The sequence below is a fragment of the Gordonia sesuvii genome (genome assembly GCF_036350415.1).
In the GTDB taxonomy this organism is placed as follows: Bacteria; Actinomycetota; Actinomycetes; order Mycobacteriales; family Mycobacteriaceae; genus Gordonia; species Gordonia sesuvii.
Window position 1 is genome coordinate 180358 of record NZ_JAZDUF010000006.1, and the last position, 14215, is coordinate 194572.

The following is a 14215-nucleotide window of genomic DNA, read 5'->3' on the forward strand; positions in this document are numbered from 1 at the left end:
CATATCCTGAAGGGGAACCCCAGCTCACCAGGAGAGAACATGCTCGCCCGAACCGACCTGCGCGGTGCCACGCCGACGCTCGCAGAACTGCGACGTGCGTTGCCGCGCGGGGGCACCGATGTCAACGCCGTCCTCGACACGGTGGCGCCGGTGGTCCATGCGGTCGCCGACGGGGGCACGGACGCCGCACTCGGCTACGGCGAGAAGTTCGACGGCGTGCGCCCGACCTCGGTGCGCGTACCGGCGGCCGTGATCGCCGATGCGCTCGACCGGCTTGACCCGGCGGTGGCCGACGCGTTGCGGGAATCGATCGCGCGGGCCCGCACGGTGCACGCCGACCAGCGTCGGGAGACCACCCGCACCCAGGTGGTCGACGGCGGCGTCGTCAGCGAGAAATGGATACCGGTCCGTCGGGTCGGCCTGTACGTCCCGGGCGGCAACGCCGTCTACCCGTCGTCGGTGATCATGAACGTGGTCCCGGCGCAGGAAGCGCGGGTCGGTTCCCTCGTCATCGCCTCGCCGCCGCAGAAGGAGTTCGGCGGGTGGCCGCACCCGACGATCCTCGCCGCATGTGCGCTGCTCGACGTCGACGAGGTGTGGGCGGTCGGTGGTGCCCAGGCTGTCGCGCTGCTCACCTACGGCGGTGTCGACACCGAGGCCGCCGATCAGCCCGGATCGGTGCTCGATCCGGTCGATCTCATCACCGGACCCGGCAACATCTACGTCACCGCCGCCAAACGCCTCTGCCGCGGCGTGGTCGGCATCGACTCCGAGGCCGGCCCCACCGAGATCGCCATCCTCGCCGACGACAGCGCGGATGCCGGCATCCTCGCCTCCGACCTGATCAGCCAGGCCGAGCACGACGTCCTCGCCGCATCGGTCCTCGTCACCGACAGCGCCGCACTGGCCGACGCGGTCGACGCGGCACTCGACGAGCAGGTGGCCGCCACCAAGCACCGTGAACGCGTGACCACCGCGCTGTCGGGCAAGCAGTCCGGGATCGTGCTCGTGGACGACCTCGTAGCCGGTCTCGCCGTCGTCGACGCCTACGCCGCCGAACACCTCGAGATCCAGACCCGGGATGCCGCCGCGGTCGCCGACCGCGTGCACAACGCCGGCGCGATCTTCGTCGGCCCGTACGCCCCGGTGAGCCTCGGCGACTACTGCGCCGGGTCCAATCACGTTCTGCCGACGTCGGGTTCGGCGCGGTTCGCATCCGGGCTGTCGGTGCAGACCTTCCTCAAGGGTGTCCACGTCATCGACTACGACGAAGCCGCCCTGCGCGACGTCGCCGACCACGTCGTGACCCTCGCCGACGCGGAAGACCTTCCGGGACACGGTGATGCCGTGCGTCAGCGATTCGTCGGGGGACCGGCGTGAGCACTCCGCAGACCGTGGTCCCCGGGCTCGGCGTGACCATCGACGACCTGCCGTTGCGCGACAACCTGCGGGGCAAGAGTCCGTACGGTGCACCGCAACTCAAGGTCGCCGTGGTGCTCAACACCAACGAGAACCCGCATCCGCCGTCGGAGGCGTTGATCGCCGACGTCGCGGATTCGGCGCGCGCGGCCGCCGCGGAATTGCACCGCTACCCCGACCGCGACGCAGTGGCGTTGCGCGCCGACCTCGCCGAGTACCTCACCGAGGCGACAGGGGTGCAGCTCACCACGGAAAACCTCTGGGCGGCAAACGGTTCGAACGAAATCCTGCAGCAGTTGCTGCAGGCGTTCGCCGGCCCGGGGCGCAGCGCACTCGGGTTCGTGCCGTCGTATTCGATGCACCCGATCATCTCCGACGGCACCGACACCACCTGGCTGCACGCGGTGCGGGCGTCCGACTTCTCACTCGACGTCGACTACGCGGTCGCCGAGGTGACCAACCGGCGGCCCGACGTCGTCTTCGTGACCTCGCCGAACAATCCCACCGGCGGATCGATCGGCAACGACGAGCTGCGTGCCATCGTCGAGGTGGCACCCGGCATCGTGATCGTCGACGAGGCCTACGGCGAGTTCTCCGAACAGCCCAGTGCGGTCGAACTCATCGACGAGTACCCGACGAAGGTCGTCGTCAGCCGCACCATGAGCAAGGCCTTCGCGTTCGCCGGCGGCCGGCTCGGGTATCTCGCGGCGTCGCCGGCGATCGTGGATGCGCTACAGCTCGTGCGGCTCCCGTATCACCTGTCGGTGCTCACGCAGGCGGCCGCGCGCGCCGCGCTCCGCCACCGCGACGACACCCTGGCCGGCGTGGCCGCGATCATCGCCGAACGCAAACGGGTGGCCGCCGAACTCGACGCGCTCGGGTACCGGGTGATCGACTCCGACGCGAACTTCCTGCTGTTCGGCCGATTCCGGGACGCGCCGGCCACCTGGCAGCGCTACCTCGACGACGGCGTGTTGATCCGCGACGTCGGAATCGCCGGACATCTGCGTGTCACCATCGGACTGGCAACCGAGAACGACGCCTTCCTCGACGTCAGCCGCACCCTGGCCGCAACCGACCTGGAGAAGACTCAGTGACCACCACGACCGCACCCCGCATCGCGCGCGTCGAACGCACCACCAAGGAGTCGTCGATCACCGTCGAACTCAACCTCGACGGCACCGGCGTCACCCAGATCTCCACGGGCATCGCGTTCTTCGACCACATGCTGACCGCGTTCGGTCAGCACGGCAGTTTCGACCTCACCGTCGAGGCCACCGGTGACGTCGAGGTGGAGGGGCACCACACCATCGAGGACACCGCCATCGTCCTCGGCCAGGCGCTCGGGCAGGCCCTCGGCGACAAGAAGGGCATCCGCCGCTTCGGCGACTGCTTCATCCCGATGGACGAGACCCTCGCGCACGCCGTCGTCGACGTCTCCGGGCGGCCCTACTGCGTGCACACCGGCGAACCCGAACACCTGCTCACCGCGGTCATCGGTGGGTATCCCGGCGTGCCGTACTCGACGGTGATCAACCGCCACGTCTTCGAGTCGATCGCGCTGAACGCACGGATCGCGCTGCACGTGCGCGTGCTTTACGGCCGCGACCAGCACCACATCACCGAGGCCGAGTTCAAGGCCGTCGCACGGGCATTGCGCGCCGCCACCGAACGCGACCCGCGGGTGGACGGCGTGCCGTCGACGAAGGGAGCCCTCTGATGGCGGGCGCTCCCGCGGTCACCATCCTCGACTACGGCTCCGGCAACCTCCGCTCGGCGCAGCGTGCGCTCGAGCGCGCGGGCGCCGACGTCACCGTCACCGACGACCGCAACACCGCGGTCGAGTGCGACGGCCTGGTCGTCCCCGGCGTCGGTGCCTTCGCCGCCTGCATGGAAGGCCTGACCGCGGTCAAGGGCGAACGCATCATCGACCACCGCCTCGCCGGCGGACGCCCCGTCCTCGGGATCTGCGTGGGCATGCAGATCCTGTTCGAACGCGGCGTCGAGTTCGGTGTCGAGGCCGACGGCTGCGGCGAGTGGCCGGGCACGGTCAGTCGGCTGCCCGCACCCGTACTGCCACACATGGGGTGGAACACCGTGGATGCCCCGGCCGAATCGGTCCTGTTCGACGGCCTCGACGCCGACACCCGCTTCTACTTCGTGCACTCCTACGCTGCACAGAGCTGGGACATGGACAACGACGGAACGCCCTTGGCGGCACCGAAACTCACCTGGTCCCACCACGGCGGACCGTTCTTGGCCGCGGTGGAGAACGGCGTCCTCGCCGCCACCCAGTTCCATCCGGAGAAATCCGGCGACGCCGGGGCCCACCTGCTCCGGAACTGGGTGCGGTCGCTGACATGACCGTCGGCGGGCCGCGATTCTCCTTCGGCAGGCTCGTGCTCTTCTCACTGGGCGCGGGCGTGCTGGTGCTGGTGGTGTCGATCCCGATCATCCTGCTGGTGGCGCAGTGGTCACCGGTCGCGGGCCTCGTCGTGGCGCTGATCGCCGTGTTGGCGATGCTCGCCGCGATCGGTACGGTGTCTCGCCGGATGATCTCGACCGCCGAACGGGAGATACTCGCCGCCCGTGCAGCCGAGGAGGACGCAGCACGGCAGTCGCCACCGCCCCACGAACCCGGCACCCACCAGGTCGAACCGACAGACAGGAACACTCCCACCGATGGGTAACACCCTTGAACTCCTTCCGGCCGTCGACGTCGCCGACGGCCAGGCCGTTCGCCTCGTGCAGGGCGCGGCGGGCACCGAGACGTCCTACGGCTCACCCCGCGACGCGGCACTGGCCTGGCAGACCGACGGCGCCGAGTGGATTCATCTGGTCGACCTCGACGCGGCGTTCGGTCGTGGCAACAACCGTGAGCTGCTGGCGGGCGTGGTCGGGGAACTCGACGTGAAGGTCGAACTCTCCGGCGGCATCCGCGACGACGACTCGCTGGCCGCCGCACTGGCGACCGGATGCGCACGGGTGAACCTCGGAACCGCCGCCCTGGAGAACCCCGACTGGTGCGCACGCGCCATCGACCGCCACGGAGACCGGATCGCGGTGGGCCTCGACGTCATCCGCGACGGCGAGTCGTACCGGCTGCGCGGGCGTGGGTGGGTCACCGACGGCGGAGACCTGTGGGAGGTGCTCGAGCGCCTCGACCGCGACGGCTGCGCCCGATACGTCGTCACCGACGTGTCCAAGGACGGAACCCTCGGCGGACCCAACCTCGACCTGCTCGCCGAGGTCGCCGCCGCCACATCGGCGCCCATCGTCGCGTCCGGAGGTGTGTCCGCGCTCGACGACCTGGTGGCGATCGCCGGCCTCGTGGATCGGGGAGTGGAGGGCGCCATCGTCGGCAAGGCCCTCTACGCCGGCCGCTTCACGTTGCCCGACGCGCTCGCCGCCGTCGCCGCGTCGTGACGGACCGTGCCCCCATGAACCGCGCCCCGATGAACCAGGCACTGATGAATCACACCGAACTGCTCCAGACCGCGGGTGACATCCTCGACTCCGCCGTCGACGACTTCGTCGCCGGCCTCGGGGCGCCCAGCGCCGTGGCGAAGGGCGCCACCGACTTCGCCACCCAGGTCGACCTCGACCTCGAACGCCGCATCGCCGCCGAACTGGTCGAACGTACCGGGATTCCGGTCCACGGCGAAGAGTTCGGCGGCCCGTCGGTCACCGAGGGCACGGTGTGGGTGCTCGACCCGGTGGACGGCACCTACAACTATTCGACCGGTATGCCGCTGGCCGCGATCCTCCTCGGCCTCCTCGTCGACGGCGAACCCGTGCTGGGACTGACCTGGCTACCGCTGCTGGGCCGCCGATTCGCCGGACATGTCGACGGTCCGCTGCTCGTCGACGGCCGGCCGGTGCCCCCGCTGGATTCCCTCGACCTCAAGTCCGGGGTCATCGCGTACGGTCCGTTCAACGCCGCATCGCAGGGTCGCTACGCCGGCGCCCGACGTGTCGACGTGGTGCGTGCGCTCAGCTCACGGATCGCGCGGCTGCGGATGACCGGCAGCACCGGCGTCGACATGGCCTACACCGCCGCCGGTGTGTTCGGCGGCGCCGTCGCATTCGGCCGGCATGCCTGGGACAACGCGGCCGGGGCGGCGCTGGTGCGGGCCGCGGGCGGTGTGGCCACCGACCTCGGCGGAACGCCGTGGACCGCGACGTCGACATCGCTCGTATGTGGCGCACCCGGGTTGCACGAGGAGCTGATGGCGGTCATCGGTGACGTCGTCGGCGACGAATGGGACACCGCGCCAACACATCCCGGTGCAGCCGAGGCGGCAGGAGGGCGACCATGACGGTGGCCGTACGCGTCATCCCTTGTCTCGACGTCGACGCCGGTCGCGTGGTGAAGGGTGTCAACTTCCAGAACCTGCGCGATGCGGGTGACCCCGTCGAGCTGGCCGCCCGCTATGACGCCGAAGGCGCCGACGAACTCACCTTCCTCGACGTCACGGCGTCGAGTTCCGGTCGCGCGACGATGATCGACGTCGTCAAACGCACCGCCGACCAGATCTTCATCCCGCTCACCGTCGGCGGCGGTATCCGCACCGTCGACGATGTCGACACGATGCTGCGGGCCGGCGCCGACAAGGTCGGCGTCAACACCGCGGCCATCGCGCGACCGGAAGTGCTCGCCGAGATGAGCCGACGTTTCGGATCGCAGTGCATCGTGCTGTCCGTGGATGCGCGGACCGTGCCCGAGGGCGAGTCGCCCACCGCGTCCGGGTGGGAGGTCACCACGCACGGCGGTCGTCGCGGTACCGGCATCGATGCGGTCGAGTGGGCCGTTCGGGGCCAGGAGCTGGGGGTGGGGGAGATCCTGCTCAACTCGATGGACGCCGACGGCACCAAGCAGGGTTTCGACCTGCGGATGCTCACCGCGGTCCGGGCGGCCGTCGACGTCCCGGTCATCGCCAGCGGTGGCGCCGGCGCGGTCGCCGACTTCGCTCCGGCCGTGCAGGCCGGGGCCGACGCCGTGCTCGCTGCCTCGGTCTTCCACTTCGGCGAACTCACCATCGGAGACGTCAAGGCGGCGATGGCGGCCGAGGGGATCACGGTGCGCTGATGGCCCTCGACCCCGAACTCGCCGCCCGCCTCAAACGCAACGAGGACGGACTGTTCGCCGCCGTCGCGCAGGAACGCGGCACCGGGACGGTGCTGATGATGGCGTGGATGGACGACGCCGCCCTGGAACAGACCCTGACCACCCGCCGGGCCACCTACTACTCGCGGTCGCGACAGCAGTACTGGGTGAAGGGCGAGACCAGCGGCCACACCCAGTACGTCCACGACGTCCGTCTGGACTGCGACGGCGACACGGTTCTGCTCGTCGTCGACCAGACCGGCGCGGCGTGCCATACCGGAAGCCACAGCTGCTTCGACACGCCCTCGTTGTTGCCGGTCACCGGCGACTCACCCCCGGGTATCGGGTCCAACCCGGGCGACGCGCGAGAATGAAGTCCGGCCCACGACCAGAAAGGCGGTGACGGCGCACATGCCCCTCATCCAGATCTCGCAGACACCCGGCCTCTCCGACCGGGTCAAGCGCGAGACCATCGCGGCGGTGACCGACGCCTATGCCAAGGCGACCGGGAAGAACCCGGACTCGGTGTGGGTGACCATCACCGAGGTGCCCCGCCAGCAGTGGGGCGTCGGCGGCGAGCCGCTGGGATGAGTGCCGCCGGAAAGAGTGCGCCCGGCACCCACGCCGGCCAGACCTCGCTCGAGGAGTTCCTCGACCTCGCGGCCGACCACCGGGTGGTCCCGGTGACCCGAAAGGTGCTGGCCGACTCCGAGACACCGTTGTCGGCCTACCGCAAGCTGGCCGGCGACCGCGAGGGAACGTTCCTCCTCGAATCGGCGGAGAACGGGCGCTCGTGGTCACGGTGGTCGTTCATCGGCGCGCGCTCGCCGTCGGCCCTGACCGTCGTCGACGGTCAGGCCCGCTGGTGGGGTGAGGTGCCCAACGGTGCACCGGTGGGCGGCGACCCGCTGCAGGTCCTCGCCGAGTCGCTGGAACTGCTCGCCACCGACCCCTTTCCCGACATGCCGCCACTGACCGGTGGGTTCGTCGGATTCTTCACCTACGACATGGTGCGGCGGCTGGAACGTCTCCCGGAGACGACCGTCGACGACCTGGGACTGCCCGACATGATGATGCTGCTGGCGACCGATCTCGCCGCGGTCGACCACCACGAGGGCACCATCACCCTCATCGCCAACGCGGTCAACTGGGACGGCTCCGACGACCGCGTCGAGGAGGCCTACGCCGACGCGGTCGCCCGACTCGACCGCATGACCGACGCGCTCGCCGCACCGGCCCCGTCGACCGTGTCCCACTTCGACCGGCCGGCGCCCGATTACTCGGCTCAGCGCACCCTGGCCGAGTACAGCGACATCGTGACCGACCTCGTCGGCGACATCGAGGCCGGCGAGGCGTTCCAAATCGTCCCGTCGCAGCGCTTCGAGATGGCGACCGACGCCGACCCGATCGACGTCTACCGGGTGCTGCGGGCATCCAATCCGAGCCCGTACATGTATCTGCTGCGCATGCCCGGCGCGCTGGGTACGGGTCCGGTCGGTGGCGGGCCGTTCACCATCGTCGGCAGCAGCCCCGAGGCGCTGGTCACTGTCCAGGACGGGATCGCGACCACCCACCCGATCGCGGGTACCCGGTGGCGTGGCGCCACCGAAGAGGAGGATCAACTCCTCGCCAAGGGCCTCGTCGAGGACGACAAGGAGAACGCCGAGCACCTGATGCTCGTCGACCTGGGCCGCAACGATCTCGGGCGGGTGTGCCGGCCCGGGACCGTGAAGGTCAGCGACTACCGGCACGTCGAGCGCTACAGCCACGTCATGCATCTGGTGTCGACCGTCTCCGGCACGCTGCGCGACGACAAGCATGCGCTCGACGCCGTCACCGCCTGCTTCCCGGCGGGCACCCTCACCGGAGCGCCGAAGGTGCGGGCCATGGAACTGATCGACGAGCACGAACTCACCCGCCGTGGCCTGTACGGCGGCATCGTCGGCTACCTCGACTTCGCCGGGGACGCGGACACAGCCATCGCGATCCGGACCGCGCTGATGGCCGACGGACGCGCATTCGTACAGGCCGGCGGTGGGGTCGTCGCCGACAGTGAACCCGAGTACGAGTACAACGAGGCCCGCAACAAGGCCACCGCCGTGCTCAACGCCGTGGCCGCGGCAGGCACCATGCGACGGGTCGGTTCGGCCGACGAATCGGCGGCGACGCGATGACCGCGCCAGACGATCCGTCCGCATCGGGATCCGTGGCGTCCCCGCCGGTCTCCGAAGCCGCCACGAAGTCCTACCTGCGCCGACGTCAGATGCTCGCCGCGGTTCTGCTGGCGGCCTCGGCGCTGGCCCTGTGGTCGGCGTCGCGGCTGGTCTGGTGCCGGGTGCTCGCCTCCGACGGACTGGCACCGCCGCGCACCTTCGAGGTCAAGGGCGCCGACTGGAGTCCATGGCTGACCCCTCTCGCACTGGTCCTGCTCGCCGCCATCCTCGCCGCCTTCTCGATCCGCGGGTGGGGTCTGCGGCTGCTCGCCATCCTCATCGCCGCCGGCGGCGTGTTGTCGGCGATCCCGGCGCTGTCGTTGATCATCGACGGGGCCGAATCGGCGTATGCCGCCGAGGCCGCCGAGATCCCCGGGCGGTTCCAGCCCTTGCTCATCACGACCAACTCATGGGCCGCCGCGGTCGTCCTCGTGGGCGCGGTGTGCGCCGTGATGGCCGGGTTCCTGCTCCTGCGGGTCGCCGGCGGCGCCTCCGGGATGTCGTCGAAGTACCAGACACCTGGTGCGCGACGTGCGGAACTCGAGCGCCAGATCTTCGCCGAGCACGAGCGACGCAAAGCCACCCGTTCGGACGCGGACGCGACCGACGCACACGGGGCCCACACGACCGGGGCTCACGCGACCGGGTCCGGCCCCAACGGGGCTGCCGACAGCGCCACCGCCGCGACGCCGACCGCTGCCGACGGTAACGAACAGCCCACCACCAACGAACGCATGATGTGGGACGCATTGGACACCGGAATCGATCCCACCGACGTCTACGATTCCTCCAGCCCGGACACCACACCCGATGACCCGGAACCGCGCCGCGAACACGGTGCCTGATCGGCCAACCCGAACACAGCCCAGATCCGGCGCCGGTCTACGCTGAGAACACACGAACACCGAAAGGGGGCCACTGCGTGAGTACGCCGACTGTCCTCGACTCCATCATCGAGGGAGTGAGAGCCGACGTTGCCGCGCGTGAGGCCGTCGTCGACTATGCGTCCGTGAAGGCCGCCTCGGCCAAGGCCCCCGAGGCCAAGGACGCGATGGCCGCCCTGCGTCAGCCCGGCATCGGTGTGATCGCCGAGGTCAAGCGCGCGAGCCCGTCTCGCGGGGATCTGGCCGCGATCGGTGATCCCGCCGAGCTCGCGAGTGCCTACGAGGCCGGCGGTGCGCGCATCATCAGCGTGCTCACCGAGGAGCGTCGCTTCCGCGGGTCGCTGGCCGACCTGGACAGCGTGCGCGCCGCGGTGAACATCCCGGTGTTGCGCAAGGACTTCATCGTCGGTCCGTATCAGATCCACGAGGCGCGGGCCCACGGCGCCGACGTCATCCTGCTGATCGTCGCCGCCCTCGAGCAGAACGTTCTGGCCGCCCTGCTCGACCGCACCGAGAGCCTCGGCATGACCGCCCTGGTCGAGGTGCACACCGAGGAGGAAGCCGACCGCGCCCTGGAAGCGGGTGCATCGGTGGTCGGCGTCAACGCCCGCAACCTCAAGACCCTCGAGGTGGACCGCGACTGCTTCGCCAGGATCGCGCCCGGTCTGCCCACCCAGGTGATCCGGGTGGCCGAGTCCGGAGTGCGCGGCACCGCCGACCTGCTCGCCTACGCGGGCGCCGGCGCCGACGCGGTTCTGGTCGGCGAAGGGCTGGTCACCAGCGGTGACCCGCGCGCCGCGGTCTCCGAGCTGGTCACCGCGGGTACGCACCCGTCCTGCCCGAAACCGGTTCGCTGACGGCCGTTCTCCGTCCCCCGAACCCGATAGCGACGACGAGAGAACCGTGACCGCGAACACCGACAGCTCAGGCATCAGCACCTACCCGGCTGCGAGCGCCGGCCTTGCGTCCCGCACCTCCATCGAACCCGACCAGGGTGGTCATTTCGGCGTCTACGGCGGCCGGCATGTCCCGGAGGCATTGATGGCCGTGATCGATGAGGTCACCACCACCTACGAGAAGGTCCGCGCCGACGACGACTTCCTCGCCGAACTCGACCGGTTGCAGCGCGACTACACCGGACGGCCGTCGCCGCTGTACGAGGCCGTGCGGCTGCGTGAGGCGGCCGGCGGCGCCCGCATCTTCCTCAAGCGCGAGGACCTCAACCACACTGGTTCGCACAAGATCAACAATGTCCTCGGTCAGGCGCTGCTCGCGCAACGGATGGGCAAGTCGCGCGTCATCGCCGAGACCGGGGCCGGTCAGCACGGTGTCGCGACGGCGACGGCCTGCGCACTGCTCGGCCTCGAGTGCGTCGTCTACATGGGTCGCGTCGACACCGACCGCCAGGCGCTCAACGTCGCCCGGATGCGGTTGCTCGGCGCCGAGGTGATCGCCGTCGACAACGGTTCGGCCACCCTCAAGGACGCCATCAACGAGGCGATGCGCGACTGGGTCACCAACGCGCACAACACCTATTACTGCTTCGGCACGGCCGCCGGGCCGCACCCGTTCCCGGCGATGGTGCGTGATCTGCAGCGCGTCGTCGGTCTCGAGGCGCGCGTCCAGATCGTCGAGCAGGCCGGACGTCTGCCCGACGCCGTCACGGCGTGCGTGGGCGGCGGCTCCAACGCGATCGGCATCTTCCACCCGTTCATCGACGACCCCGACGTGCGATTGGTGGGGTACGAGGCTGCCGGTGACGGTGTCGAGACCGGAAGGCACGCAGCCACATTCACCGGCGGCACGCCCGGCGCCTTCCAGGGTGCCTACTCCTATCTGCTGCAGGACGAAGACGGCCAGACGATCGAGTCGCACTCGATCTCGGCCGGACTCGACTATCCCGGCGTCGGCCCCGAGCATGCCTATCTCAAGGACACCGGCCGAGCCGAGTATCGGCCGATCACGGACTCCGAGGCCATGGATGCGCTGGCCCTGTTGAGTCGGCGCGAGGGCATCATCCCGGCCATCGAGTCCGCACACGCGGTCGCCGGCGCGCTGAAGCTGGGTCAGGAACTGGGCGAGGGCGCGATCATCGTCGTCAGTCTGTCCGGCCGCGGAGACAAGGACGTCGACACCGCGGCCCGTTGGTTCCACCTGTTCGACAAGCCGCCGTCACAGGACGAGGCTGCGGCCGGAGGCGAGCAGACAGGGGAGACGACATGAGCGCCGCGCCGATCGCCACGACGGCGCCGTCACGGCTGGGGCCGACTTTCGCGCGGTGCCGCGATGAAGGCCACAGCGCCCTCATCGGCTATCTGCCGGTCGGATACCCGACGGTCGACGAGTCCGTCGACTTCTTCCGGACGATGGTTTCCGCCGGCTGCGACATCATCGAGGTCGGCGTGCCGTATTCCGACCCGGTGATGGACGGCCCGACCATCCAGGAGGCCGCCGACACCGCGCTGAGCAACGGTGTTCGGGTGCGCGACGTCTTCACCGCCGTCGCGGCGATCGCCGACGCGGGCGGTCAGGCCGTGGTGATGAGCTACTGGAACCCGGTGCTGCAGTATGGCGTCGATCGGTTCGCGCGTGATCTCTCCAACGCCGGCGGAGCGGGCATGATCACCCCGAACCTCATCCCCGAAGAAGGCGCCGCCTGGCATGCGGCGTCGGACGAGCACGACCTGGACCGCATCTACCTGGTCGCGCCGTCGTCGACCGAGGAACGTCTGGCGATGACCGTCGACGTCTCGCGAGGCTTCATCTACGCCGCGTCCACCATGGGTGTCACCGGAGCACGTGATGCCGTCTCCGACGCCGCACCGGAACTGTGCGCCCGGGTTCGCGCTCACTCCGACATCCCGATCGGCGTGGGACTTGGCGTCCGCAGCGGCGCCCAGGCGGCGCAGATCGCGGGCTATGCCGACGGGGTCATCGTGGGGTCCGCGCTGGTGAGCGCCGCCAAGACCGGCACCGACGCATTGGCTTCGCTGGTCGCCGAACTCGCTGACGGTGTTCGCTCACCGGCGCCGGCGGCACCCTGATCTCCGAGGTCTCCCGGTCGGCTAGGGTGGCAGCGTGACGGTGCCGACACCCCTTGCTGGGCCGACGATCGACGGAACGACACATTCGACTGCGACCATCCTGGCCTACATTCCCAGCCCTCCCGAAGGGGTCTGGAATCTGGGTCCGTTCCCGATCCGCGCGTATGCCCTGTGCATCATCGCCGGCATCATCGTCGCCGTCTTCTGGGGCAATCGTCGCTGGAAGGCCCGCGGAGGCCAGGAGGGCGAGGTCCTCGACGTCGCGATCTGGGCGGTGCCGTTCGGTTTGATCGGCGGTCGGCTGTATCACGTCGCCACGGATTGGCAGACCTACTTCGGTGACGGTCCCAAGGAGCCGATCGATGCGCTCAAGATCTGGGACGGCGGTCTCGGTATCTGGGGCGCGGTGCTCTTCGGCGCACTCGGCGCGTGGATCGGGGCACGTCGGCACGGCATCAAACTGCCGCCGTTCGGCGACGCGCTCGCCCCGGCCATCCTGCTCGCACAGGCGATCGGCCGGCTCGGCAACTACTTCAACCAGGAACTCTACGGCGGCGAGACCACGCTGCCGTGGGGTCTGGAGATCTACGAACGCGTCGACTCCAGCGGGTTCGCCGATCCGGGCCTGATCGCGGGCACATCCAACGGTGTCGTCGTCGCGGTCGTCCACCCGACATTCCTCTACGAGATGTTGTGGAACATTTTCGTGGTGATCGTCCTGGTACTGGTGGACCGGCGATTCCGGATCGGGCACGGTCGGCTGTTCGCCCTGTATGTGGCCGGCTACTGCGTCGGACGCTTCGGCATCGAACTGATGCGCACCGACCCGGCGACCCACATCTTCGGCACCCGCATCAACGTGTTCACGGCCGTGGTGGTCTTCGCCTGCGCGGCAGCCTACTTCGTGCTCGCCCCGCGGGGTCGTGAGCAGGGGCTCGCAATCTATCACCCGGAGCGTGCGGCGGAACTGGAAGCGCTCGGCGCGGTCGGTTACGTCGATGACCGCGAGGACGGACCCGATCACGACGTCGAGGCCGAGGCGCAGGCCGCCGGACGGAACTCGAGTGCCGCGGAGGCGGCACTGGCCGCCGCGATCGCCCGCCACACCCCACGCGACGCGGCGGGTGAACCTCTCGAATCGTCGAGTTCCTCCGATGCGTGGGTGCTCGAATCCGACACCTCCGACGACGCCGCCGACGGAACCCCCGATGTCGCCGACGGAACCTCGGATGTCGCCGACGGAACCCCGGATGACACCGACGGAACCCCGGATGTCGTCGACGGAACCCCGGATGTCGCCGACAGCACCCCGGATGACGCCGACGGAACCCCCGATGTCGCCGACGGAACCCCCGATGTCGCCGACGGAACCCCCGATGTCGCCGACGGAACCCCGGATGACGCCGACGGAACCCCGGATGACGCCGACGGAACCCCGGATGACGCCGACGGAACCCCGGATGACGCCGACGGAACCTCCGATGTCACCGACGGAACCCCCGACGACGCCGACAGCACCCCCGACGACGCCGACCGCAAGTAGCGCCA

At 69.7% G+C, this 14215-nt stretch carries 16 protein-coding genes; all 16 read left to right on the forward strand.

Translation table 11 applies throughout. The annotated features are described in order from the left end of the window. Nucleotides 1-39: 39 nt before the first annotated feature. The 16 genes from hisD (at nt 40) to lgt (ending at nt 14210) form a co-directional block, all read left to right on the forward strand. A complete protein-coding gene (gene hisD, locus VZC37_RS19325) occupies nt 40-1380 on the forward strand; it encodes a histidinol dehydrogenase (protein WP_330434762.1) in 1341 nt (446 codons plus the stop codon). After that, complete coding sequence (locus tag VZC37_RS19330; RefSeq protein ID WP_330434764.1) at nt 1377-2516, forward strand: histidinol-phosphate transaminase; 1140 nt, start codon at nt 1377-1379, stop codon at nt 2514-2516. The genes hisD and VZC37_RS19330 overlap by 4 nt, the downstream gene beginning before the upstream one ends. Further along, nucleotides 2513-3139, forward strand: a complete 627-nt coding sequence (gene hisB, locus VZC37_RS19335; protein WP_330434766.1) for an imidazoleglycerol-phosphate dehydratase HisB — start codon at nt 2513-2515, stop codon at nt 3137-3139. Before VZC37_RS19330 ends, hisB begins: the two co-directional genes overlap by 4 nt. Beyond that, entirely contained in the window at nt 3139-3783 is a 645-nt protein-coding gene (gene hisH / locus VZC37_RS19340; RefSeq protein ID WP_330434768.1) for an imidazole glycerol phosphate synthase subunit HisH, read from the forward strand. The genes hisB and hisH overlap by 1 nt, the downstream gene beginning before the upstream one ends. Next, complete coding sequence (locus VZC37_RS19345; RefSeq protein ID WP_330434770.1) at nt 3780-4109, forward strand: hypothetical protein; 330 nt, start codon at nt 3780-3782, stop codon at nt 4107-4109. Before hisH ends, VZC37_RS19345 begins: the two co-directional genes overlap by 4 nt. Next, nucleotides 4102-4845 (forward strand): bifunctional 1-(5-phosphoribosyl)-5-((5-phosphoribosylamino)methylideneamino)imidazole-4-carboxamide isomerase/phosphoribosylanthranilate isomerase PriA, encoded by a 744-nt coding sequence (gene priA, locus VZC37_RS19350; protein WP_330434772.1) that lies wholly within the window; start codon nt 4102-4104, stop codon nt 4843-4845. Before VZC37_RS19345 ends, priA begins: the two co-directional genes overlap by 8 nt. 14 nt (nt 4846-4859) lie before the next feature. Continuing rightward, a complete protein-coding gene (locus tag VZC37_RS19355) occupies nt 4860-5738 on the forward strand; it encodes an inositol monophosphatase family protein (protein ID WP_431309451.1) in 879 nt (292 codons plus the stop codon). Further along, nucleotides 5735-6508 carry an imidazole glycerol phosphate synthase subunit HisF gene (gene hisF, locus VZC37_RS19360; RefSeq protein WP_330434774.1) on the forward strand — a complete coding sequence of 258 codons (774 nt, stop codon included), beginning with the start codon at nt 5735-5737 and terminating at the stop codon, nt 6506-6508. Before VZC37_RS19355 ends, hisF begins: the two co-directional genes overlap by 4 nt. Then, nucleotides 6508-6900 carry a phosphoribosyl-AMP cyclohydrolase gene (hisI, locus tag VZC37_RS19365; protein ID WP_330434776.1) on the forward strand — a complete coding sequence of 131 codons (393 nt, stop codon included), beginning with the start codon at nt 6508-6510 and terminating at the stop codon, nt 6898-6900. Before hisF ends, hisI begins: the two co-directional genes overlap by 1 nt. A 37-nt stretch (nt 6901-6937) precedes the next feature. Next, the gene (locus VZC37_RS19370; protein WP_062393159.1) at nt 6938-7117 is read left to right on the forward strand and encodes a tautomerase family protein; all 180 of its coding nucleotides are present in this window, start codon (nt 6938-6940) and stop codon (nt 7115-7117) included. Further along, the gene (locus VZC37_RS19375; RefSeq protein ID WP_330434782.1) at nt 7114-8700 is read left to right on the forward strand and encodes an anthranilate synthase component I; all 1587 of its coding nucleotides are present in this window, start codon (nt 7114-7116) and stop codon (nt 8698-8700) included. The genes VZC37_RS19370 and VZC37_RS19375 overlap by 4 nt, the downstream gene beginning before the upstream one ends. Then, nucleotides 8697-9584 carry a TIGR02234 family membrane protein gene (locus tag VZC37_RS19380; protein WP_330434783.1) on the forward strand — a complete coding sequence of 296 codons (888 nt, stop codon included), beginning with the start codon at nt 8697-8699 and terminating at the stop codon, nt 9582-9584. Before VZC37_RS19375 ends, VZC37_RS19380 begins: the two co-directional genes overlap by 4 nt. A gap of 77 nt (nt 9585-9661) precedes the next feature. Beyond that, nucleotides 9662-10480, forward strand: a complete 819-nt coding sequence (gene trpC / locus VZC37_RS19385) for an indole-3-glycerol phosphate synthase TrpC (RefSeq protein WP_330434785.1) — start codon at nt 9662-9664, stop codon at nt 10478-10480. 46 nt (nt 10481-10526) lie between these two features. Then, on the forward strand, nt 10527-11846 hold the full coding sequence (trpB, locus tag VZC37_RS19390) for a tryptophan synthase subunit beta (protein ID WP_330434786.1): 1320 nt from the start codon (nt 10527-10529) through the stop codon (nt 11844-11846). Continuing rightward, nucleotides 11843-12667: a tryptophan synthase subunit alpha gene (gene trpA / locus VZC37_RS19395; RefSeq protein WP_330434787.1), complete on the forward strand. Its 825-nt coding sequence runs from the start codon at nt 11843-11845 to the stop codon at nt 12665-12667. The genes trpB and trpA overlap by 4 nt, the downstream gene beginning before the upstream one ends. Before the next feature lie 40 nt (nt 12668-12707). Continuing rightward, a complete protein-coding gene (gene lgt, locus VZC37_RS19400) occupies nt 12708-14210 on the forward strand; it encodes a prolipoprotein diacylglyceryl transferase (protein ID WP_330434975.1) in 1503 nt (500 codons plus the stop codon). Nucleotides 14211-14215 lie beyond the last annotated feature (5 nt).

Coding starts and splice junctions, on each gene's coding strand:
- hisD (WP_330434762.1), top strand. CDS start 40: ATGCTCGCCCGAACCGACCTGCGCGGTGCCACGCCGACGCTCGCAGAA.
- hisH (WP_330434768.1), top strand. CDS start 3,139: ATGGCGGGCGCTCCCGCGGTCACCATCCTCGACTACGGCTCCGGCAAC.
- VZC37_RS19345 (WP_330434770.1), top strand. CDS start 3,780: ATGACCGTCGGCGGGCCGCGATTCTCCTTCGGCAGGCTCGTGCTCTTC.
- priA (WP_330434772.1), top strand. CDS start 4,102: ATGGGTAACACCCTTGAACTCCTTCCGGCCGTCGACGTCGCCGACGGC.
- VZC37_RS19355 (WP_431309451.1), top strand. CDS start 4,860: ATGAACCGCGCCCCGATGAACCAGGCACTGATGAATCACACCGAACTG.
- hisF (WP_330434774.1), top strand. CDS start 5,735: ATGACGGTGGCCGTACGCGTCATCCCTTGTCTCGACGTCGACGCCGGT.
- hisI (WP_330434776.1), top strand. CDS start 6,508: ATGGCCCTCGACCCCGAACTCGCCGCCCGCCTCAAACGCAACGAGGAC.
- VZC37_RS19370 (WP_062393159.1), top strand. CDS start 6,938: ATGCCCCTCATCCAGATCTCGCAGACACCCGGCCTCTCCGACCGGGTC.
- VZC37_RS19375 (WP_330434782.1), top strand. CDS start 7,114: ATGAGTGCCGCCGGAAAGAGTGCGCCCGGCACCCACGCCGGCCAGACC.
- VZC37_RS19380 (WP_330434783.1), top strand. CDS start 8,697: ATGACCGCGCCAGACGATCCGTCCGCATCGGGATCCGTGGCGTCCCCG.
- trpA (WP_330434787.1), top strand. CDS start 11,843: ATGAGCGCCGCGCCGATCGCCACGACGGCGCCGTCACGGCTGGGGCCG.